Annotated in this window: 17 protein-coding genes; 10 read left to right on the plus strand and 7 right to left on the minus strand. The window is 67.4% G+C overall.

Annotated features, from left to right (window positions below; translation table 11 throughout):
• Window positions 1-110 precede the first annotated feature (110 nt).
• Entirely contained in the window at window positions 111-1,190 is a 1,080-nt protein-coding gene (rnd, locus tag HUT07_RS05905) for a ribonuclease D (protein WP_176020137.1), read from the minus strand.
• Between the two features lie 84 nt (window positions 1,191-1,274).
• Here rnd and HUT07_RS05910 point away from each other — a divergent pair, with 84 nt between their 5' ends.
• Together HUT07_RS05910 and HUT07_RS05915 are read left to right on the plus strand one after the other, a co-directional pair.
• Entirely contained in the window at window positions 1,275-3,158 is a 1,884-nt protein-coding gene (locus tag HUT07_RS05910; protein ID WP_176020138.1) for a formylglycine-generating enzyme family protein, read from the plus strand.
• A 102-nt stretch (window positions 3,159-3,260) separates the two neighbouring features.
• Window positions 3,261-4,151 (plus strand): M48 family metallopeptidase, encoded by an 891-nt coding sequence (locus HUT07_RS05915; protein WP_176020139.1) that lies wholly within the window; start codon window positions 3,261-3,263, stop codon window positions 4,149-4,151.
• A 607-nt stretch (window positions 4,152-4,758) separates the two neighbouring features.
• Here the strand turns inward: HUT07_RS05915 and xseA are convergent.
• A complete protein-coding gene (gene xseA, locus HUT07_RS05920; protein WP_176020140.1) occupies window positions 4,759-6,099 on the minus strand; it encodes an exodeoxyribonuclease VII large subunit in 1,341 nt (446 codons plus the stop codon).
• 45 nt (window positions 6,100-6,144) lie between these two features.
• Entirely contained in the window at window positions 6,145-7,215 is a 1,071-nt protein-coding gene (queG, locus tag HUT07_RS05925) for a tRNA epoxyqueuosine(34) reductase QueG (protein ID WP_176020141.1), read from the minus strand.
• Window positions 7,216-7,238: 23 nt separating this feature from the next.
• Between queG and HUT07_RS05930 the strand changes: the two genes are divergently transcribed.
• From HUT07_RS05930 to HUT07_RS05955, 6 genes are all read left to right on the plus strand, one after another.
• The gene (locus tag HUT07_RS05930; RefSeq protein WP_176020142.1) at window positions 7,239-8,723 is read left to right on the plus strand and encodes an NAD(P)H-hydrate dehydratase; all 1,485 of its coding nucleotides are present in this window, start codon (window positions 7,239-7,241) and stop codon (window positions 8,721-8,723) included.
• Window positions 8,720-9,202, plus strand: coding sequence for a tRNA (adenosine(37)-N6)-threonylcarbamoyltransferase complex ATPase subunit type 1 TsaE (tsaE, locus tag HUT07_RS05935; protein WP_100460770.1), 483 nt, complete (start codon window positions 8,720-8,722; stop codon window positions 9,200-9,202). Before HUT07_RS05930 ends, tsaE begins: the two co-directional genes overlap by 4 nt.
• A gap of 82 nt (window positions 9,203-9,284) precedes the next feature.
• On the plus strand, window positions 9,285-10,835 hold the full coding sequence (locus HUT07_RS05940; RefSeq protein ID WP_176020143.1) for an N-acetylmuramoyl-L-alanine amidase: 1,551 nt from the start codon (window positions 9,285-9,287) through the stop codon (window positions 10,833-10,835).
• 140 nt (window positions 10,836-10,975) lie between these two features.
• A complete protein-coding gene (gene mutL, locus HUT07_RS05945) occupies window positions 10,976-12,877 on the plus strand; it encodes a DNA mismatch repair endonuclease MutL (RefSeq protein ID WP_176020144.1) in 1,902 nt (633 codons plus the stop codon).
• A gap of 11 nt (window positions 12,878-12,888) precedes the next feature.
• On the plus strand, window positions 12,889-13,818 hold the full coding sequence (locus tag HUT07_RS05950) for a DUF1684 domain-containing protein (protein ID WP_176020145.1): 930 nt from the start codon (window positions 12,889-12,891) through the stop codon (window positions 13,816-13,818).
• Between the two features lie 2 nt (window positions 13,819-13,820).
• Complete coding sequence (locus HUT07_RS05955) at window positions 13,821-14,768, plus strand: TraB/GumN family protein (RefSeq protein WP_176020146.1); 948 nt, start codon at window positions 13,821-13,823, stop codon at window positions 14,766-14,768.
• Window positions 14,769-14,849: 81 nt separating this feature from the next.
• On the opposite strand, the gene phaR is transcribed toward HUT07_RS05955, so the two are convergent.
• The 3 genes from phaR to gluQRS form a co-directional block, all read right to left on the minus strand.
• A complete protein-coding gene (gene phaR / locus HUT07_RS05960; protein WP_176022486.1) occupies window positions 14,850-15,395 on the minus strand; it encodes a polyhydroxyalkanoate synthesis repressor PhaR in 546 nt (181 codons plus the stop codon).
• Window positions 15,396-15,575: 180 nt separating this feature from the next.
• Entirely contained in the window at window positions 15,576-16,316 is a 741-nt protein-coding gene (phbB, locus tag HUT07_RS05965) for an acetoacetyl-CoA reductase (RefSeq protein ID WP_089236243.1), read from the minus strand.
• A 17-nt stretch (window positions 16,317-16,333) separates the two neighbouring features.
• Window positions 16,334-17,254 (minus strand): tRNA glutamyl-Q(34) synthetase GluQRS, encoded by a 921-nt coding sequence (gene gluQRS / locus HUT07_RS05970; protein WP_176020147.1) that lies wholly within the window; start codon window positions 17,252-17,254, stop codon window positions 16,334-16,336.
• A 93-nt stretch (window positions 17,255-17,347) separates the two neighbouring features.
• Between gluQRS and htpX the strand changes: the two genes are divergently transcribed.
• Window positions 17,348-18,214, plus strand: coding sequence for a protease HtpX (htpX, locus tag HUT07_RS05975; RefSeq protein WP_176020148.1), 867 nt, complete (start codon window positions 17,348-17,350; stop codon window positions 18,212-18,214).
• Between the two features lie 650 nt (window positions 18,215-18,864).
• On the opposite strand, the gene HUT07_RS05980 is transcribed toward htpX, so the two are convergent.
• The gene (locus HUT07_RS05980; RefSeq protein WP_176020149.1) at window positions 18,865-19,692 is read right to left on the minus strand and encodes an inositol monophosphatase family protein; all 828 of its coding nucleotides are present in this window, start codon (window positions 19,690-19,692) and stop codon (window positions 18,865-18,867) included.
• A 120-nt stretch (window positions 19,693-19,812) separates the two neighbouring features.
• Between HUT07_RS05980 and HUT07_RS05985 the strand changes: the two genes are divergently transcribed.
• Entirely contained in the window at window positions 19,813-20,574 is a 762-nt protein-coding gene (locus tag HUT07_RS05985; RefSeq protein WP_176020150.1) for an RNA methyltransferase, read from the plus strand.
• Window positions 20,575-20,606: the final 32 nt, after the last annotated feature.

Raw genomic sequence — 20,606 nt, forward strand, 5'->3', positions numbered from 1 at the left:
AATCCAACAATAGCGGGGACGCTATTGGACAGGTCCACGCGCGCCTCGGCAAGCGTGGCAGATGCTCATGCCTGTGGTGCAGGCGCCGGGTTGCCCGGCGCCGGTTGATCTCAGCGCGCGGGCAATAGCGCCTGCAGCTGCGGTTCCAGTTCCTGCTGGCGCCATCCGGCCAATGCAGCAGGCCATTGCCGATGCTCCAGATAGCTTTCCAGATGCTTGCGCGAGGCCAGTACGCCGTCGGCCAGGCCGAGCTCGCGGCTGCGTTCGGCCACGGCGTCCTGCAGTTTCTTCAGCAGCTGCTTGTTGGCATCGCTGGCCTGCATCGCCAACGGGGCATCGGCTTCGTCGGCCAACGGCGTATCCAGTGCCTGCCATACGGCAGCGACAAGCTTGCGAGGCGCCTTCGGGAACTGTTCGAACAGCGTGCTCAATGCCGCGGCATCGGCAGGTGGGGTGCGTGCCAACGTCGCGGCCAGTTCATTGTCCAGGATCCAGCTGCGTGGTCGGTCGCTGGCCCGCGCCTGCACGTCGCGCCAGCGCAGCAGGCGCAGCAGGCGACGTTGCGCGGCGGCGTCCAGGAACTGTGCCGAGCGCATGCCCAGGTGTGGCCAGCGGTCCTCGTCATTGGCAACGCTGGCCAGCAGGCGCTCACCGTCGTCGTGCAGCCACTGCTGGCGCCCCAGCGATTCCAGCTTGGCGGAAATCGCGTCATGCATCGCGAACAGATGCTCGACATCGTCGGCGGCGTACTTCAGCTGTGAATCGGACAGCGGCCTGCGCATCCAGTCCGAGCGGGTTTCGCCCTTTTCCAGTGCCACGCCGGTGATTTCCTGCACCAGCTTCTGGTAGCCCATGCCGGCGCCGATACCGGCCAGAGCGGCGCCGATCTGGGTGTCGAACAGCGGTCGCGGCAGCACGCCGCAGGTCCACTTGAACGCCACCAGGTCTTCGCTGGCGCTGTGCATCACCTTGGTGATGGATTCATCGGCCAGCCATGGCGCCAACGCCTCGGGCATGCCGGGAATCAACGGGTCGATCAGCAGGATGTCCTCGCCGACGGCCATCTGCACCAGCGCCAGCTGCGGCCAGAAGGTGCGTTCACGGATGAATTCGGTATCCAGGCCGATGCGGGTCGGCCGTTGCTGGCGGTATGTGTCCAGCTCGGCGGGGGTGGTGATCCAGATTGCCACAGGTCAGGGCCTACTACTCGTGTTTGCTCAGGCAGGGGAGAATAGCCTAACGTCGGTTCGCATCCGTGCCGAAGGAGGCCCTGCTTGCGTTTTCTGCTGTCGCCCGCGCTGTTTACCGCCTTGGCCGTGGGCCTGGCCGGCTGCACGCCGTCGCCCCCAGCGCCGACCGCCGGTGGCACCGCAGGCCGCCCGGCCGATTCCGCAGAGGAAGCCGGGCCGACACCCGGTACCGGGCAGGGCACAGTGACCATTGCCGACGACGATGCTGCCGAGGACATCCAGCAGTGGACGCCGCCGCGGGTCGATCGCCAGGGACGGACCCTGGCACAGCTGCGGCGGGCTGCCGATCAGGCATTCGCGCGGGGGCATCTGTACGAAGATGGCGATGCGGCAGTGCCGCTGTGGCTGGCAGTGCAGGAAGAGGAACCCGACGACCGCCAAGCGCGGCAGGGGCTGCAACGTGCGAAACAGACGTTGCTGCAGCAGGCCGATGCCTTGTTGCAACGGCCATTGCAGCAGCGTGAAGCATTGGCCGAGGCCGGCCGCCAGGCGCTGGTACTGCTGACCCTGGCACCGAAGGACGAGAAGGTGCGCGCGTTGCAGGGCCGGGTGGAGACGGCACAGCGCGTGGTTGCCTACAACCGCGCGGGCGAAGAGGATCTGCGTGCCGACCGGATCGGTGAAGCGGGCGATGGCGCCATCGGCAACTTCCGCGAGGCGCTGGCACTGGACCCCAACAACCGCCGCGCACGGCAGGGCCTCGCAGCGGCGGAAAGCGGACTGATCCGGCGGGCCGAGGACGCTGCGCGCATCCGTGATTTCGCCAATGCCGGCACGTGGTTGGCAGAGGCCAGCAAGGTGCGGGATTCGTCGCCGACCATCGCTGATGCGTTCGAGCGCATCGAGCAGATCCGTGCAGCAGCGCTGGTCCAGCTGCGCGATGGCGGCCTGCATGACCTGACCACGCCGCAAGGACTGAAACCTGCGCGCGAGAAGCTGGCCGAAGCGCTGCGCATCGCCTTGCCGGGCGACACGGTGGTGGCGCAGCTGCGCGAGCGCATCGAACTGGCTACCCACTATGGCAGCTTCCGGCCCGGGCAGGTGTTCAGCGACGCGCTGCGCGATGGCGGCCGTGGGCCGCAGATGATCGTGGTGCCCCACGGCGGTTTCCAGATGGGGGCCAGTGATACCGAACCGGGCGCGACCGACGCAGAGCGACCGTCGCACTATGTGCGCTTCGAGCGCGGTTACGCGATGGCGATCACCGAGATCACCGTGAGTGATTTCGAGCGCTACGTGAAGGCGACCAATACCCGGCCGCGCGCGACCCGACGCGGGCATTCGGTGGTCTATGACGAGCGCAGCGGCAATTTCATCCGTCGCAGCGGCGTGGACTGGCGGTCCGACTATGACGGCGGGCGGGCGCTGGGCAATTCCCCGGTGATGCACGTGAGCGTGCGTGACGCGGAGAACTACGCGGCCTGGCTGTCCGAGCAGACTGGTCGCAGCTACCGCCTGCCCAGCGAGGCCGAGTTCGAGTATGCGATGCGTGCCGGCAGCAGTGGCCGCTACCCGTGGGGCGATGCCGGGCTGCCGCCGGAAGGCAGTGGCAATTACACCGGCAGCAAGGACGTTTCACCGTCCGGTCGGCATTGGCACAACGCCTTCGTTGGCTACGGCGACGGGTGGTGGGGCCCGGCCCCGGTCGCCAGCTTCCAGGCGAACGGCTTCGGCCTGCACGACATGGGCGGCAATCTGAGCGAGTGGGTGGCCGACTGCTGGCATGCCAGCTATCGACGCGCCCCGGCCGATGGTGTGGCCTGGTTCAACCCGGGCTGCCGTTCACGGGTGATCCGGGGCGGTAACTGGGCCAATGCCCCGGAACAGACCCGGGCGGCCTGGCGGCAATCGCAGGATTCGGATACCACCAACGCGCGCATCGGCTTCCGCCTGGTCCGCGGGATCTGACGCGCGCGCTCGCGCCGGCGTCGGCTTCACCCGCCGCAGGCAGCGTCGCACTAAGATTGCGCCGTGCCCGCCGGCCGGCGGGGTCAGCCGGAAGACCTGCCGATGCGCAACGATCCTTTTTCCCGCTCACCGCAGCAGCGACGTGGTCTGTTCGGCAACATCCGCTGGTGGGTGCTGCTGCTGGCCGCTGGCTATGCGGCGTTCTACTGGTTCTCCAACCGTGCGGTCGACCCCTATACCGGTGAGAAGGTGCTGATCGACAGCAGCCTGGACGCCAGCCAGGAGAAGGCACTGGGCCTGCAGGCCTATCAGCAGATCCTGTCGCAGGAACGCCCGTTGGGACCGAACGAACAGGTATCGCGGGATGTCCGGGCGATTGCCGAGCGATTGATTGCCAAGGTGGACGTGGTGGAAACCGCGCTGGCGCAGGAACACGGGTTGCAGCCGGCACACTTCGCACGCGACTTCGAGTGGGAGGTCAACGTGATTCCGTCCGAGCAGGCCAATGCGTTCTGTCTGCCCGGCGGCAAGATGGCGGTTTACACCGGGTTGATACCGGTTGCGCGCACGCGCGATGCGATGGCGGTGGTGATGGGCCATGAAATCGCCCATGCGTTGCTGCGCCACGGTGCACAGCGCATGGCCCAGCAGAAGCTGACCCAGATCGGCCAGATGGCTGGCGCTGCAAGTGGCATGGATGCGCAGCAGCAACAGATGATGATGTCGGCGATGGGCTACGGCTATCTGTTGCCGTATGCGCGCAGCCACGAGACGCAGGCTGATGAAGTGGGCCTGATGTTGGCGGCGGCGGCGTGTTTCGACCCGCGCGAGGCGGTGCCGCTGTGGCAGCGCATGGGCCAGGCGGGTGGCGGCCAGTCGCCGCCGGAATTCGCTTCGACCCACCCGAATCCGGGTACCCGTATCCAGAACCTGCAGGCGTTGATGCCGAAGGCACTGGAGTACCGGCAGAAGTTCTGCGAGCAGGCCAAGTAAAGGGTGGTTCGGCAGGGCTGCGCCCTGCACCTGCAGAGGCGGTAGTGCCGGCCGCTGGCCGGCAACCTCAGCAGCAAAGGCAACAGCAACAGCGGGCTATCCGTGGGATGGCAGGGTGGGTCCGGTTGCGGGGGACGCTGCAAGTACGTCCATGTAAGCTCGGTCGCGCCATCCATGGCGCTCACGCCCCCGCAACCGGACCCACCCCGCCTTCGACAGTTTCTCGCGATCTGCCGGAATGGCATGGCCTGCTCTTGGGGGGAGCGGCGACCTTGGTCGACACGGTAGATCCACGCCATGCGTGGATGAATCTCCATCGAGATTGAATATTTTGAATTCAAATCGAAAAGCATCCACGCATGGCGTGGATCTACCAACCGTCACCGGGAAACTGTCGAAGGCGGGGCGGTGTCGGATTGCGGGGTGTCCGCGGCATGGATGCCGCGGCCAAGCCCCCATGGATGGGTTTACGGCGTCCCCGCAATCCGACACCGCCCCGCCAAACCCACAGACAACCCAGCGCCGGCTGTTGCATTTGCCGTTGCTGTTGCTGTTGCCTTGGCTTGGAGCCTCTGCAGGTGCAGGGCGCAGCCCTGCCGAACACCCCTTAATTGACCGCCGTCACCTGGACGTCGATCACGCCGTCGCCGACGCGGGCCTGCAGTGCGTCACCCGGCTGTACCTGCTCGATCCGGCGCACCAGCGCGCCATCGTCTGCTCTGGTCACGATGCTGTAGCCACGAGCGACGGTCGCCAGCGGACTGACCGCTTCCAGCGAGCGCGCCAGGCCACGCAGGCGCAGCGCATCACGCTGCAGCAGGCGCTGCAGCGCCGCGTGTGGGCGGCCACCCAACGCGGCAAGGCGACGTCGCAGTGCCTCCATCTGCCGTTGCGGATGATGACCACGCAGGACTGCAGCAGCGTGGCGGAGGCGGGCCGCGCGACGCTCCTGCTGCTGGTCGTGGGCCGCATGCAGGCGACGACCGAGGTCCAGCTGGCGTCGGCGCAGCAGATCCAGACGTGCCTGCGGGCTCTGTGCATTCAAGCGCAGCAGGGCACGATCGGCGCGCTGCATGGCTTGCTGCAGCGTGTGGCGTTGCAGCTGCACCATGCGTGCCGCGTTGCGGCGTAGGCGCAGGGTCAGGTCGCGCTGATCGGGTACCAGCAGTTCTGCGGCCACCGATGGCGTAGGCGCGCGCAGGTCAGCGGCAAAGTCGCTGAGACTGAAGTCGGTTTCGTGACCCACCGCCGATACCACCGGCGTGCCGCTGGCGGCGATGGCCCGGGCCAGGGCTTCGTCGTTGAATGCCCACAGGTCCTCCAGCGAACCGCCACCACGGGTCAGCAGGATCACGTCGTAGCGGCCGCTGGCATCGGCCGCCTGCAGCAGGCGGGTGATCTGTGCGGCAGCGGTCGCGCCCTGTACCAGGGTCGGCAGCAGGTCCACCTCCAGCAGCGGGAAGCGGCGGCCGAGCACGCTCAGCACGTCGCGCACGGCGGCGCCGGTGGGCGAGGTGATCACCGCCAGGCGCTGCACATGTGCGGGCAGTGGTCGCTTGCGCGCCGGGTCGAACAGGCCTTCAGCCTCCAGCCGCGCCTTCAGCTCCTCGAACGCGCGCCGCAGTGCGCCTTCGCCGGCTTCTTCCATGTGGTCCAGCACCATCTGGTACTCGCCACGGGCGTCGTACAGGGTCACCTTGCCACGCACCAGCACGCGCATGCCCTCGCGCGGCACGAATTTCAGGTACTGCGCCTTCATCCTGAACATCGCAGCGCGCAACTGCGCACGCGCGTCCTTCAGGGTGAAGTACAGATGGCCGGACGCCGGGCGCGCCACGCTGCCCAGTTCGGCCTCCACCCAGATCGCGGGGAAGCTGCCTTCCAGCAGGTCGCGGGCAAGGGTGTTGAGCTGGCTGGGGGTGAAGACGTCGTTGTTGCGTGGCTGCATGGTTACGGCGTGGGGCAGATGGCGCGGGGGCCTCAGGATCGCACGTCAGCGCAGGCCGTGCTGGCCCAGTGCCCATTGCACGTGTTCACGGACCACGGGCGAAGCATCCCCGGCGCGCGTCTGCAGTGCCGACAGCGTCTCCGCCGTGGTCGACGCATTGCCCAGTGCCACCGCGATGTTGCGCAGCCAGCGCTCGTGGCCGCTGCGGCGGATCGGGCTGCCTTCCGTACGGCTAAGGAACTCGCCTTCGTCCCACGCGAACAACTGGTCCAGGCGCGCGGTGTCCAGATTGTTGCGCGCACGGAAATCGGCTTCGTCGGTGCGCTTGGCGAACTTGTTCCAGGGGCAGACCAGCTGGCAGTCGTCGCAGCCATAGATGCGGTTGCCGATCAGCGGCCGCATCTCCACTGGAATCGCACCTTCATGCTCGATGGTCAGGTAGGAAATGCAGCGGCGCGCATCCAGCCGCTGCGGGCCGGTGATGGCCTGGGTCGGGCAGACGTCGATGCAACGCGTACAGGTGCCGCAGTGCGCGGTGGCCGGCGCGTCGATCGGCAGCGGGATATCGATGTAGATCTCGCCGATGAAGAACCACGAGCCGCCGTGGCGGTCGATCAGGCAGGTGTGCTTGCCGATCCAGCCCAGCCCCGCGTTGCGGGCCAGCGCGCGCTCCAGCACCGGCGCCGAGTCGACGAACACGCGGTAGCCCAGCGGCGCCACCTCATCGTTGATCTGCGTGGCCAGCTTCTGCAGGCGGTTGCGCATCAACTTGTGGTAATCGCGGCCGAGCGCATAGCGCGCCACATAGGCGCGGCCCGGATCGGCCAACGTGGCCCAGGCCTCGGTGTCGTCCCGGTGGCTGTAGTCCATGCCCACCGAGATCACCCGCACCGTGCCGGGCAGCAGCTCGGCCGGGCGCGCGCGCAGGGTGCCGTGGCGGGCCATCCAGTCCATCGTGCCGTACAGGCCCTGGCCCAGCCAGTCGGCGAGGTGCGCTTCATCCTCGCCCAGTTCGATGCCGGCGATACCGCAGCGCTGGAAACCATGCGCCCGCGCGAGCTCGCGGATGCGCTGTACGGCCAGGGCCGGATCGAGGGGGGCAGGGACGGGGGACATGTCCACCAGTATAAAATCCCCGCATGGCCAACCTCGCCGATCTGTTCGATTCCCGTGCCGCACGCACACTCGATGCCCAGGCCTCCGCGCTGGCGGGCGAGGGTGGCTGGGGCCTGATGGCCGAGGCGGGGCAGGCGGCCTGGCAGTGCCTGCTGCAGCACTGGCCGCAGGCGCAGCGCATCGGGGTGATCGTTGGCAGCGGCAACAACGGCGGCGATGGTTACGTGCTGGCCTGCCATGCGCTGCAGGCGGGGCGGCAGGTGCAGCTGATTGCGCTGCCGGGCAGCGCACCTTCCACCGCATTGGCGCAGCGTGCCGCAACGGATTTCAGGTCCGCCGGGGGAATGGTCTCTGAATTCAACGGTGAACTGGCCCAGGCCGATGTATGGGTTGACGCCCTGTTCGGCCTCGGCTTCGCCCGCGCACCAAGCGGTGCGGCGCAGGCCTTGATAGAGGCGTTGAACGCGCAGCGCGCGCCGGTGTTGGCGCTGGATGTGCCCAGTGGCGTCGATGCCGACCGTGGTTGCGTGCCGGGTGTAGCCGTGCGCGCGACTCGGACCTTGCAGTTCATCGTCGCCCATCGCGGCCTGTACACCGGCGACGCGCTGGAATACATCGGGCGCAGACAGCTGGCACCGCTGACGCTGCCCGACGAGGCCTGGCAGGGTGTCGTTGCCGCCGCAGAATGCTGGACGCAGTCGCGCCTGCCGGACCTGCTGCCGCCGCGCCGTGCCAACAGCCACAAGGGTGATTCCGGCCATGTGCTGTGCGTGGGCGGCAACCATGGCAGCGGCGGCGCAATCGCCATGGCCGCCGAAGCCGCGCTGCGCGCTGGCGCAGGTCTGCTGAGCATCGGTACGCGTGGCGACCATGTCGGCCCGCTGCTGGCGAGATTGCCCGAAGCGATGACGCATGCGCTGGAAGATGGTGCTGCGCTGCCCGCATTGCTGGCAAAAGCCAGGGTCGTAGCGATCGGCCCCGGCCTGGGCCAGGACGAATGGGCGCGCGCGTTGTATGCGCGTGTCCTGCAGTCGGGCCTGCCGCTGGTGATCGACGCCGATGCGTTGAACCTGCTGGCGCAGGACGCGCATGCAGTGGCTGATGCGATCCTGACCCCACACCCCGGCGAAGCCGCACGCCTGCTGGAAACCACCACGGCGGCAATCCAGGCCGATCGCTACGGCAGCGCGCAGGCACTGGCCGAGCGCTATCACGCGGCGGTGGTGCTGAAAGGGGCTGGCAGCATCGTCGCCGCACCCGGCCACACCCCTCGACTGATTGCGGCCGGCAACCCGGGAATGGCGGTGGGTGGCATGGGTGACCTGTTGACCGGCATCATCGCCAGCCTGCGCGCGCAGGGCCTGCCTGCGTTCGATGCGGCGGCAGGCGGTGCGCTGCTGCATGCCCTGGCCGGTGATGTTGCCGCTGCCGACGGTGCCCGTGGCCTGCTTCCCACTGATCTGCTGGCGCCCCTGCGGCGGCTGGCCAACCCGGAATGTTCCCGATGACCGAATTCTTCCTTGCTGACAGCGACGCTACCGAACTGCTGGGGCAATGGCTGGCGGCTACCCGTCCAGCGCAGGCGCTGGTTGAACTGCGCGGCGATCTTGGCGCTGGCAAATCGACCACGGCACGCGCGCTGCTGCGGGCGCTGGGCGTGCAGGGCGCGATCCGCAGCCCCACGTACACGCTGGTCGAGCGCTATCCGCTGTCCAGTGGCGGCGAGGCCTGGCACCTGGACCTGTATCGCATCGGCCAGGCCGGCGAGCTGGATTTCCTGGGGCTGGATGAGGGCAGTGCCGTGCTGTGGCTGGTGGAATGGCCCGAGCGTGGGGCGGGTGCGTTGCCGCCCACCGATCTGGTCGTGGCACTGGAAATTGAAGGGCAGGGGCGGCGCGTGCGTCTCACTGGCGTCAGCGACGCTGGACGTGAATGGCTGTCGCGGCTTCCCGAAGGTGGCGACTTGCAGGCCCTTTCTGTCGGCTGACGAGAACAAACACCGGCAGGTTACGGATTATTAAGGAAAAAGGTGTTGCATTCCGTTCAGTGCGGTGATTGAATCCTGAGTCATGCGCCCGGGGAATCGACTCATTGCCATCTGTGCCGCCGTCGGACTTGGTCTGGCGAGCGTCAGTGCGTGGGCCGGCGAGGTCCGCCAGGTGTTGCTCAATACCGGTGCGACCGGCACCCGCGCGGAAATCGCGCTGGTCGGCAGTGGCGGCTACAAGACCCTGTCGCTGGCCGGTCCGAACCGGTTGGTGGTCGATTTCCCCGATTCCAGCGCGGTGCGCAACCTGAAGATGCCTTCGCCGCAGGGTGTGGTCACGGCAGTGCGCACCGGACAGCCGGTACCGGGCACCTTCCGTGTCGTATTCGACCTGGCCGAGACGGTCGCGCCGTTCCGCCCGCAGATGCAGCGCGAAGGCAATGAATCCAAGCTGGTGATCGAGTGGCCGGGCGATGGCCCGGCCGTGGCCGCCAGCCGACCGGCCGCGACGCCGCCAGCGGCATCGTCAGTGAGTACGGCCCCGACCCCAGCACAATCCGCACAGTCCCGTGGTGATGCCGCACGTGCCACCGCGCTGTTGACCGCACAGGTCCAGCAGCAGGCCAGTGCCAGCGCTGCGGTACCGGCAGCGCCGACGCCAGCGCCAGGTACTGCGCCGGTGCAGATGGCGGCAGCGGGCACCACCGCCAGCAGCGCGCCGGCGTCATCGCCGGCAGCGATCCTGGCTGGTCAGGCCACCACCGCGGTTGTGGCCACCGCACCGAAGCCGGTGCCGACACCTGTTGCGCCGACCGAGCCGCCGCGTCCGACCATGCCCGGTGATGCCTCGCGTATCCGCATGCAGCCGGGCATGCGTCATCTGGTGGTGGCCATCGACCCGGGCCATGGCGGCCAGGATCCCGGTGCCATCGGCCCGACCGGCAAGCGCGAGAAGGACGTCACCTTGGCGGTGGCGCGTGAACTGGCCCGCCAGGTCAATGCCACGCCCGGGCTGAAAGCCTTCCTGACCCGCGACAGCGATGTGTTCATCCCGCTGCCGATGCGTGCGCAGAAGGCGCGTGCGAACAAGGCCGACATCTTCATTTCGATCCATGCCGACGCCGCCGAAAACCGTTCGGCCACTGGTTCGTCGGTGTACGTGCTCTCGACCAAGGGCGCGTCTTCGCAGCGTGCGCGCTGGTTGGCGGACAAGGAAAACGCGGCCGATCTGGTCGGTGGCGTGCGCCTGCAGCAGACCGAAGGCACCTTGGCGAACGTCCTGCTGGATCTGGCCCAGAGCGGCTACATGAAATCCTCCGAGGACGCCGCCGGGCACGTGCTGGGCGGGTTGAAGCGGATCGGCAACAACCACAAGCCGAACATCGAGCGCGCCAACTTCGCCGTGCTGCGCACCTCGGACATGCCGGCGATGCTGGTGGAAACCGCGTTCATCTCCAACCCGGATGAAGAGCGCCGCCTGATCGACCCGGCCTACCAGCGCAAGGTCGCCGGTGCGGTGCTGGATGGCGTGCACATGTTCTTCAGCCGCCAACCGCCGCCGGGCACCTTGTACGCCGCACGCGCGCAGGCCGAGATCGACGCCGCTAGCACCGTGGCTGGCGGCAGCAAGTAAGCCGGATTCGCGGTCTTCGCGTTTCTCGCTTCCGGTAGCACCAGGCCATGCCTGGTGGGTGCTGCACGCGGTGGATCTCGACTCTACCTGCCGCCGCTCCGCTATCATCGTGGCATGACGTCTGCCTGCCCGACCTGCCCATGAATGCGCCCGATCCGCGTCCGATCCGGCCGCTGCCGGAAATCCTGATCAACCAGATTGCCGCCGGTGAGGTGGTCGAACGGCCCGCATCGGTGGTCAAGGAACTGGTTGAGAACGCGATCGATGCCGGCGCCAGCCGCGTCGACATCGAACTGGAAGAAGGCGGTGTGCGCCTGATCCGCATCCGCGACAACGGCAGTGGCATTGCCGCAGAGCAGTTGCCGCTGGCAGTTTCGCGGCACGCCACCAGCAAGATCGCCAACCTGGACGAACTGGAGGCGGTGGCGACGCTGGGCTTCCGTGGTGAAGCGCTACCGTCCATCGCCTCGGTCAGCCGTTTCACCCTGGCCTCGCGCCGTGCCCATGATGAGCACGGTTCGGCACTGCAGATCGAAGGTGGCAAGATCGGCGAGGTGACCCCGCGCGCGCATGCGCCCGGTACCACGGTGGAAGTACGCGAGTTGTTCTACAACGTGCCGGCGCGACGCAAGTTCCTGCGCGCCGAACGCACCGAACTGGGGCATATCGAAGAGTGGCTGCGCTCGTTGGCGCTGGCCCGCCCCGATGTCGAGCTGCGCGTCTCGCACAACGGCAAGGCCTCGCGTCGCTACAAGCCGGGCGACCTGTATTCGGACGTGCGCTTGGCCGAGACCTTGGGCGAAGACTTCGCCACCCAGGCCGTGCGCGTGGACCACAGCAGTGCTGGCCTGCGCTTGCACGGCTGGATCGCGCAGCCGCACTATTCGCGCGCCAGTACCGATCAGCAGTACCTGTACGTCAACGGCCGCTCGGTGCGCGACCGCAGTGTTGCCCATGCCGTGAAGATGGCCTACGGCGACGTGCTGTACCACGGGCGGCAGCCGGCCTATGTCCTGTTCCTGGAACTGGACCCGACGCGGGTCGATGTGAACGTGCACCCGGCCAAGCACGAGGTGCGCTTCCGTGATTCGCGGCTGGTGCATGACTTCGTCTACCGCACCCTGAAGGATGCGCTGGCCGACACCCGCGCCGGCATGACCGCGCAGGAGATCGGTGCAGGAGCGGCGCATCCGGGCGAGGGCGGCACTGCCTCTGCGACGCTGGGCGCGAGCGCCTCCAGCTTCGGCTACGTGCGCGGTCCGGCACCTGGTGTGGGGCAGGGCGGCGGCGGTGGATTTTCCGGCTGGCGACCCCAGCAGCCGCTGGGGCTGCAGGTGGCCGATGCGCCCGCAGCCTATGCTGCGCTGTATGCCTCGCCTGCGGGTGCCGAGCGCGGTGCCGCATTGCCGCCGATGCCGATGGAAAACGGACTGCCGGTCACCAGCGCAGACGCTGGCGTTCCGCCGCTGGGCTACGCCATTGCCCAGCTGCATGGCATCTACATCCTGGCCGAGAATGCTGAGGGCCTGATCGTGGTCGACATGCATGCGGCGCACGAGCGCATCGGCTACGAAAGGTTGAAGAATGCACACGATGGCATCGGCCTGCAGTCGCAGCCGTTGCTGGTGCCGATCACCCTGGCGGTGGGCGAGCGCGAAGCCGACACCGCTGAGGCGGAGGCCGATACGCTGGCCGCCCTCGGGTTCGAGATCACCCGCGCCGGACCGGGCGCGCTGCACGTGCGCAGCATTCCGGCGCTGCTGGCCCATGCCGAGCCCGAAGGCCTGCTGCGCGATGTGCTGACCGACCTGCGCGAGCATGGCCAGAGCCGTCGCATCGCCACGGCGCGCGACGAGCTGCTGTCGACCATGGCCTGCCATGGTGCCGTGCGTGCCAACCGGCGCCTGACCGTGCCGGAAATGAACGCGCTGCTGCGCGACATGGAAATCACCGAGCGGTCCGGCCAGTGCAATCACGGCCGGCCGACCTGGGCCCGTTTTTCGCTGGCGGAGATCGACCGCTGGTTCCTGCGCGGACGTTGAGGGGAGCACCGATGCGACTTTGGGGAATGGGCGGCCTGCTGGCGGCCCTGTTGTTGGTGGCCTGCAGCCCGGCACCCGCGCCGGCGCCAGCCGCCGTCGAGGATCCGGCATTCGCCGCGCAGCAACAGCACTGGCGGGTACTGCGTTACCAGGACCTGACCCGGCCCGATGGGTGGACTGCGCTGGTCGGCCTGCACTGGTTGCAGAACCGATCGCATTTCGTCGGCAGCGGCGCCACCAGCGGCATCCGCCTGGCGGTGGGGCCGGCCAGGCTGGGGCTGCTGCGCCGTGAAGGCGACCAGTGGTGGTTCACGCCGGAATCCGGCACCGACGTCACCCTTGATGGACAGCCCGTGCGCGGGCCTGTCCGCATGGATACCGACAAGGACCCGCAACCGACCCTGCTGGCCTTCGATGGGGGCAAGGGCCAGCTCAGCCTGATCCGTCGTGGCCCGCGCGATGCGCTGCGGGTCAAGCACGCCGATGCACCCGCACGCCGCGATTTCGCCGGCCTGCAGTACTGGCCCGGTGGCCCGCAATGGCAGGTGCAGGCGCGTTTCATCGCGTATCCGCCAGGCAAGACCCTGCCGATCGTGGACATCACCGGGCTGACCACCGAGATGCCCAACGCCGGCGCGGTGGAATTCGATCGCGACGGCCGCAGTTGGCGGCTGGAAGCGATCGGCGAGCCGGGGCAGCCGCTGTTCCTGATTTTCGCCGACCGCACCAGTGGCCACGGCAGCTATCCTGCTGGCCGCTACCTGGATACCGATGCGCCCACGGCCGACGGCCACGTGACGCTCGACTTCAACCATGCCCACAACCCGCCGTGCGCGTTCACCGCCTACGCGACCTGCCCGTTGGCGCCGCCGGAAAACCGCTTGGACCTGCGCGTGGAAGCGGGTGAGAAGGCATATCACCTGCCTGAAGGAGAGGGCTGAACATGTTGATGAAGCTGCTGTTGCGCAGTGCTGTATTTCTGGTTGCCTGCGCCGCCGGCCCGTTGGCCATCGCGCGCGATGCACCCGCCGAAACTGCGGCTGGCAAGCCGCCGGTGCCGCTGCTGTGGAAGGTCACCGGACAGGGAGACGCACGCCTGTACCTGCTGGGCTCCTTCCATCTGCTGAAGCCGCAGGACTACCCGCTGTCGAGCGATGTCGAGCAGGCATTTGAAGCCTCGCAGCGCGTGCTGTTTGAAGTGACGCCAGAGGAACTGCAGTCGCCGCAGATGGCCAGCCAGATGGTGCAGGTCGCCACCCGCAAGGACGGCAGCGAACTCAAGCGTGACCTGGACGCAGCGACCTGGCAGAAGCTGCAGGCCTATGCGACGCAGAACAAGCTGCCACTGGCGCAGTTGCAGGGCATGAAAGCATGGTTCGTCGGCCTGACGATCACCGTGGGGCAGATGCAGAAGCTGGGCCTGGACCCGGAGCTGGGGCTGGACCGCCACTTCATGCAGCGGGCGCAGAAGGCCGGCAAGAAGACCGCAGGCCTGGAAGACATGTCCAGCCAGATCAACCTGCTTGATGGCATGAGCGTGCAGGAGCAGCGGCAGATGCTGTCCGAGGCCCTGGACGAAGCAGGCAAGGGCGATGCCCAGGCGCAGATGCTGCATGAGGCGTGGCGCCGTGGCGACGATCGCCTGTTGTGGAACCGCATGGGCGTGGAGATGCGCCAGAAGTACCCGCAGCTCTACCAGCGCATCAACACCGATCGCAACGATGCGTGGGTGCCCAAGCTGCAGCCGTACCTGCAGGCCGGGCAGGGCGGCACGCTGGTGGTGGTGGGTGGCCTGCACCTGCTGGGCAACGATGGCGTGGTGGAGAAACTGCGTGCGAAGGGCTACAAGGTCGAGCGGGTGTGCTCGGCATGCAAGACGAAACGTCCGTAGATTCACGCCACGCAGGGTGGCGTTGAAAACAGAACGGCGCGCCCATGGCGCGCCGTTTTCGTATCAACCGGGGCGGTTGCCTCAGCGGCGGGTCTTGCCGCCGGTACCCGTGCCGCTGGTCGGTTCGTTCGGCTTGCCGGCGGTACCGGTGCCGGTGCCCGTTCCGGTGCCGCCGGGACGCGGACCACCGAAACCACTTCCCATGTTGCGCTGGAATTCCTGCCACAGCTCCAGGTTGCGCTCGGTCAGCTGATTCATCATCGCCCACGGCGTCTGCCCCAGCAGGTTGCCCATCTGCTGGCGGAACTGCTGCTGTTGGTCGAGGAAGACCTGCATGCTGCGCTCCAGGTAGTTGCCCATGAAGCCCTGCAGGGAATCGCCGTAGAAGCGGATCAGCTGGCTCAGCAGCTGGGTGGAGAGCATCGGTTCACCGTCCTGCTCCTGGTCGGCGATGATCTGCAGCAGGACCGATCGGGTCAGGTCGTCGCCGCTCTTGGCGTCGCGGACTTCGAAGTCTTCGCCGTCGAGGATCAGCTGACGCACGTCCTCGATGGTGATGTAGCTGGAGATCTCGGTGTCGTACAGACGGCGGTTCGGATACTTCTTGATGATGCGGGTCGCAGCCATGAAGCGGTACTCGTCACAGTAGACGCGCAGCATGGCGCAGTGCAGCAGCGGTTGCAACCGCCCCAGCCCCCGCCAGGCTTGGCTTTCCGTGGCCGGATTGTTGCGCAACAAGGCTTTGCGTGCTGCGCAGCATGACCAACGGCAGGGTGCAGTACCGGTTCCCCCAGGCGCCGGCGCCGTTTACCAGCCCATGTGGTGGCCGCCGTTGATGTCCAGGTTGCTGCCGGTGATCCACGAGGCCTCTTCGGCCACCAGGAAGGACACGCCATAGGCGATCTCCTCAGGCTTGCCCAGGCGTCCGGTCGGGATGTCGGCGATGATCTTGGCGCGCACTTCCTCGGGCACCGCCATCACCATGTCGGTGGCCACGTAGCCGGGCGAGATCGTGTTCACGGTGATGCCGAAGCCTGCATTCTCGCGCGCCAGCGAGATGGTGAAGCCGTGCATGCCGGCCTTGGCGGCGGCGTAGTTGGCCTGGCCGTACTGGCCTTTCAGGCCGTTGATCGAGCTGATCTGGATGACCCGGCCCCAGCCGCGTCGACGCATGCCTTCGATGACCGGGCGGGTGACGTTGAACACCGAATTGAGGTTGGTATTGATCACGTCGTGCCACTGCTCCGCGCGCATGCGGTGGAACGTGGTATCGCGGGTGATGCCGGCGTTGTTGACCAGGATCTCGACCGGACCCAGCTCGGCCTCGACCGCGCGGATCAGCGCTTCGGCGCTGGCGGAGTCGGAGACATCGCCCGGGAAGATCGACACCTGATAGCCACGTTCGGTCATCGCCTGCTGCCAGGCGCGGGCCTTGGCTTCATCGCGGTAGTTGGTGGCGACGCGGTGGCCCTGGTCGGCCAGGCGTTGGCAGATGGCGGTACCGATGCCGCCGGTTCCGCCGGTGACCAGTGCGACGCGAGATGTCATGGAAGGCTGTCCGGATATCAGGTGGGGGAAGGGGGATTCTGCAACATCGGCGCGGAAAGTGCGCCCGCCGCCAGCAGGATGTCGGCGTGCGGCAGCAGGCGGGGGGTGAAGCTGTGCTGGGCGGCGGCCAAAAGGGTGTCGCGGTCGTTGATGCCTTCCAGGGCGCTGGTCGGCTGGCCCAACAGTTCCCACAGCCGGCGCAGCACCGGTACCGGCTCGCGGGCCTCCACCGGCAGCGCGGCCAGTGACTTGGACAGTTTGTGGCCCGGTGCATCCAGCAGCAGTGGCAGGTGCCAGTAGCGCGGTGTCGGCAGGTCCAGCGCCCGCTGCAGCAGGATCTGGCGGGCGGTGGAGTCGAGCAGGTCGGCGCCGCGCACGACTTCGTTCACGCCCTGCGCGGCATCGTCGACCACCACCGCCAACTGGTAGGCCCAGCAGCCGTCGGCGCGGCGCAGGACGAAGTCGCCGACTTCGGCATGGACATCCTGTTGTTGCCGGCTGCGCAGGCCGTCCTCGAAATGCACCACGCTGTCCGCAGGTACCCGGAAGCGGACGGCCGGGTCGGCTCGTGCCTGCCGCGCGACGCAGCGATGGTGGATGCCGCCGGTGGCGGCCAGGTCGCTGCGGCTGCAGTGGCACACGAACGCGTGGCCATCGGCCAGCAAGCGGTCCAACGCAGCCTGGTAGGCGTCGCCACGTGCGCTTTGCCAGATCACTGGTCCGTCATGGGCAAGGCCGAACGCGGCCAGGGTCTGCAGTTGCGCCTGCGCCGCACCGGCAACCGTGCGCGGTGGGTCGACGTCTTCGATGCGCAATCGCCACAAGCCGCCATGGTGGCGGGCGAGCAGCCAGCTGCCGAAGGCGGCGAGCAGGGAGCCGGCGTGGAGCAGGCCGGTCGGCGAGGGCGCGAAACGGCCGCAGGGAATGGGGGAGGTCATGCTGGCTGAATCGTCGGTCAGGTTGGTGCTTGAATTCAAGCTGACCACACCGCAAATTGACCGGTATCGACCCCTTCCGAGCCGGATTTTCCCATGTTTACCCGCATTGCCCTGTTCCTGGCGACCAACTTCGCGGTGCTGATTCTGGCCAGCATCGTGATGTCACTCCTGGGCGTGGACTCCCGTTCGATGAGTGGCCTGCTGATCGTGGCCGGCTTGCTCGGTTTCGGTGGTTCCCTCGTCTCCCTGCTGCTGTCCAAGTGGATGGCCAAGCGCTCCACCGGCGCGGTGGTGATCACCGAGCCGCGCAACCAGACCGAGCGCTGGCTGCTGGCCACCGTCGAGCGACAGGCCAAGGCGGCCGGTATCGGCATGCCGGAAGTGGCGGTGTATGACGGCCCCGAGATCAACGCGTTCGCCACCGGCGCCAACCGCAACAACGCGCTGGTGGCGGTGTCCACCGGCCTGCTGCACAACATGAGCGAGGACGAAGCCGAGGCCGTGCTCGGCCATGAGATCGCACACGTCGCCAACGGTGACATGATCACCATGGCGCTGCTGCAGGGCGTGCTGAACACCTTCGTGATCGTGTTGGCCCGCGTGGTCGGCGGCATCATCGACAGCGCGCTGTCCGGCAACCGCGAAGGGGGTGGTCGTGGCTTCGCCTACTTCATCATCGTGTTCGTGCTGGAGATGGTGTTCGGCCTGTTCGCCACGATGATCTCGATGTGGTTCTCGCGCCACCGCGAGTTCCGCGCCGATGCCGGCGGTGCCTCGCTGGCGGGGCGTCAGAAGATGATTTCGGCGCTGGAGCGGCTGCAGTTGAACCACGGCCAGAGCACGCTGCCGACCCAGATCGCCGCGTTCGGTATTGCCGGTTCGACCGCGAAGAAGCTGTTCATGAGCCACCCGCCGCTGGAAGAGCGCATCGCCGCGCTGCGGGCGTCGACGGTGGCGTAAGCTTCGGCCCCCGATGGAGATGCAGGAACGCCTGGCTTCGCGCCGGGCGTTTTTGTTTGCGGAGATGTGTTGCTGGCGCCGGGCTCGCCCGGCGGCTCGTTTCCGCGACCGCGGAGGGGTGTCACTTTCTTTGCTCGTGCAAAGAAAGTAACCAAAGAAACACGCCGCCGGCCGCGAGCCGTCGTGCTTCGCACGTCGGTTCCCTGCGCTCCTCGGTCCGTCGAGGGACGGTGCGGGAACTCGCTGCGCTCAGACACCCGCACCTCTTCGCCCTCGCCGGACCTGCGGTGCTCGGCTCGCTATAAGGCGGACTGGAAGATCAAGATCAATGGCAAGAGCATCCACGCATGGCGTGGATCTACTGGGTGCAGCTGTGGCCTTTGACGTTGGGTCCGCCTTGTAGCAAGCCGAGCATCGCAGGGAAATCAGGGGCGCAGAGGCGCCGATGTCTGAGCGCAGCGAGTTCGGCGCCGTCCCCTGATTCCCCGAGAAGCGCAGGGCACCGGTGCGCAGCACCGGCTCGCGGATGGCGGCGTGTTTCTTTGGTTACTTTCTTTGCACGAGCAAAGAAAGTGACAAGCACGATCACCGCGCAAACGAAAACGGCACCTTCGCAGGTGCCGTCCCCATGAACCGCGTTACGCAGAAAATCAGAACTTCGCGTCGAACTCGGCAGCGTAGCCGGTGTTCACCAGCACCTTCTGCAGCGACTCGGCCACCTTCAGGTTGCCGGCCACGATCTGCTGGGTGTCCGGGCCGCGGTTGTCCATGCGTGCCGGGGTCGCGCCCTTGAAGTCGCAGACCTTGCCACCGGCTTCGCGCACCAGCAGCACGCCGGCGGCGATGTCCCAGGCCTTCACGCCGGCTTCGAAGTAGGCGTCGGCGCGGCCACAGGCCACGTAGGCCAGGTCCAGCGCGGCCGAGCCCGAGCGGCGGATGTCTTCGGCGTGCACCAGCAGGGCGTCCAGCGACTTCAGCTGTGCACTGGCGCGCGCACGTTCGCGCGGGGCGAAGCCGGTGTGGATCATGGTGCCTTCCAGATCCTTGCGGTCGGCCACGCGGATGCGGCGGTCGTTGAGCACGGCGCCTGCACCACGGCTGGCGGTGAACAGTTCATTGCGCAGGGGGTCGAAGATCACCGCGTCGGTCGGCTCGCCGTTCTCGACCAGGGCGATCGACACGCAGTAGTGCGGCACGCCGCGCAGGTAGTTGCTGGTGCCGTCCAGCGGGTCGATGACCCACATGTGGCGACGCTCGCCCTGCACGCCACCTTCTTCACCGAAGATGCCGTACTCGGGGTAGGCGCGCTTGAGTTCCTTGACGATCACCTTTTCCGCGTCCGCATCGACTTCGCTGGCGTAGTCCATGCGGCCCTTCTGGACTACATTCAGTGCCTCGAGCTTGTTGATGTTGCGCAAGAGGACGTTGCCGGCGAGGCGGGCGGCCTTGACCATGACGGTTACGGCGGGTTTCTGCATGGCATGGGCTCCCGGAAGGGCAGAAGAGAAGGGCTGGCGGGGGAAAAGAGCGGGTCCGGCGCAGTGGCCGGCCGCACAGTTTACCATTGGTCTTCGTCCAGCTCGACATTTTCCCTGTTCATGTCCCAGTTTCCTGCCGCCACCCGCCTCCGATTCGTCCTGGTCGGGACCCAACACCCCGGCAACATGGGCGCTGCCGCCCGTGCCCTGAAGACCATGGGCCTGGCCCGCCTGGTCCTGGTTGCGCCGGAGAAGCCGCTTGATGAAGAGGCCTTCCGGCGCTCAGCCGGCGCCGAGGACGTGCTCGGCGACGCACCGGTGGTGGCCAGCTTGGCCGAAGCCGTGGCCGACTGCCGGTTCGTGCTGGGCTGCACCGCCCGTGCGCGTCGGGTCCAGCTGGAGGAGTTCCTGCCCGCAGATGCCGCCGCCCGCGCCGTGGCCAAGGCCGACGAAGGCGCCGAGGTGGCGCTGGTGTTCGGCCGCGAGCGCACTGGTCTGACCAACGAGGAGCTGCAGCTGTGCCACGCTGCAGTGCACATTCCGTCCGATCCTGAGTTCAGCTCGCTCAACCTGGCTGCTGCGGTGCAGGTGCTGGCCTATGAAGTGCGCATGCAGCTGCTGGATGCACAGCCGGTGGCCGGGACCGAGCCGGACAGTCGCGAGCAGACGGCCAGCCACGAGCAGATGGAGAGTTTCTTCGCCCAGCTGGCTGACACCCTGGACGAGATCGATTTCCACAAGGGGCGCGCGCCCGATTCGGCGATGCGCAAACTGCGCCGTCTGTTCCTGCGCAGCGAGCCAAGCGAGCAGGAAGTGCGCCTGCTGCGCGGCATCCTGGCCGACACCCAGCGCATGGCGCGCCTGGCACAGAAGAACAGCTGACGACGGTCTCATTTTTTCGGGTAGTCTGTCTG

Source organism: Stenotrophomonas sp. NA06056 (assembly GCF_013364355.1).
In the GTDB taxonomy this organism is placed as follows: Bacteria; Pseudomonadota; Gammaproteobacteria; order Xanthomonadales; family Xanthomonadaceae; genus Stenotrophomonas.

Excerpts from the sequence above, each read along its gene's own strand:
- HUT07_RS05915 (WP_176020139.1), top strand. The coding sequence starts at position 3,261 with ATGCGCAACGATCCTTTTTCCCGCTCACCGCAGCAGCGACGTGGTCTG.
- xseA (WP_176020140.1), bottom strand. The coding sequence starts at position 6,099 with ATGCAGCCACGCAACAACGACGTCTTCACCCCCAGCCAGCTCAACACC.
- queG (WP_176020141.1), bottom strand. The coding sequence starts at position 7,215 with ATGTCCCCCGTCCCTGCCCCCCTCGATCCGGCCCTGGCCGTACAGCGC.
- HUT07_RS05930 (WP_176020142.1), top strand. The coding sequence starts at position 7,239 with ATGGCCAACCTCGCCGATCTGTTCGATTCCCGTGCCGCACGCACACTC.
- tsaE (WP_100460770.1), top strand. The coding sequence starts at position 8,720 with ATGACCGAATTCTTCCTTGCTGACAGCGACGCTACCGAACTGCTGGGG.
- HUT07_RS05940 (WP_176020143.1), top strand. The coding sequence starts at position 9,285 with ATGCGCCCGGGGAATCGACTCATTGCCATCTGTGCCGCCGTCGGACTT.
- mutL (WP_176020144.1), top strand. The coding sequence starts at position 10,976 with ATGAATGCGCCCGATCCGCGTCCGATCCGGCCGCTGCCGGAAATCCTG.
- HUT07_RS05950 (WP_176020145.1), top strand. The coding sequence starts at position 12,889 with ATGCGACTTTGGGGAATGGGCGGCCTGCTGGCGGCCCTGTTGTTGGTG.
- HUT07_RS05955 (WP_176020146.1), top strand. The coding sequence starts at position 13,821 with ATGTTGATGAAGCTGCTGTTGCGCAGTGCTGTATTTCTGGTTGCCTGC.
- phaR (WP_176022486.1), bottom strand. The coding sequence starts at position 15,395 with ATGGCTGCGACCCGCATCATCAAGAAGTATCCGAACCGCCGTCTGTAC.
- phbB (WP_089236243.1), bottom strand. The coding sequence starts at position 16,316 with ATGACATCTCGCGTCGCACTGGTCACCGGCGGAACCGGCGGCATCGGT.
- gluQRS (WP_176020147.1), bottom strand. The coding sequence starts at position 17,254 with ATGACCTCCCCCATTCCCTGCGGCCGTTTCGCGCCCTCGCCGACCGGC.
- htpX (WP_176020148.1), top strand. The coding sequence starts at position 17,348 with ATGTTTACCCGCATTGCCCTGTTCCTGGCGACCAACTTCGCGGTGCTG.
- HUT07_RS05980 (WP_176020149.1), bottom strand. The coding sequence starts at position 19,692 with ATGCAGAAACCCGCCGTAACCGTCATGGTCAAGGCCGCCCGCCTCGCC.
- HUT07_RS05985 (WP_176020150.1), top strand. The coding sequence starts at position 19,813 with ATGTCCCAGTTTCCTGCCGCCACCCGCCTCCGATTCGTCCTGGTCGGG.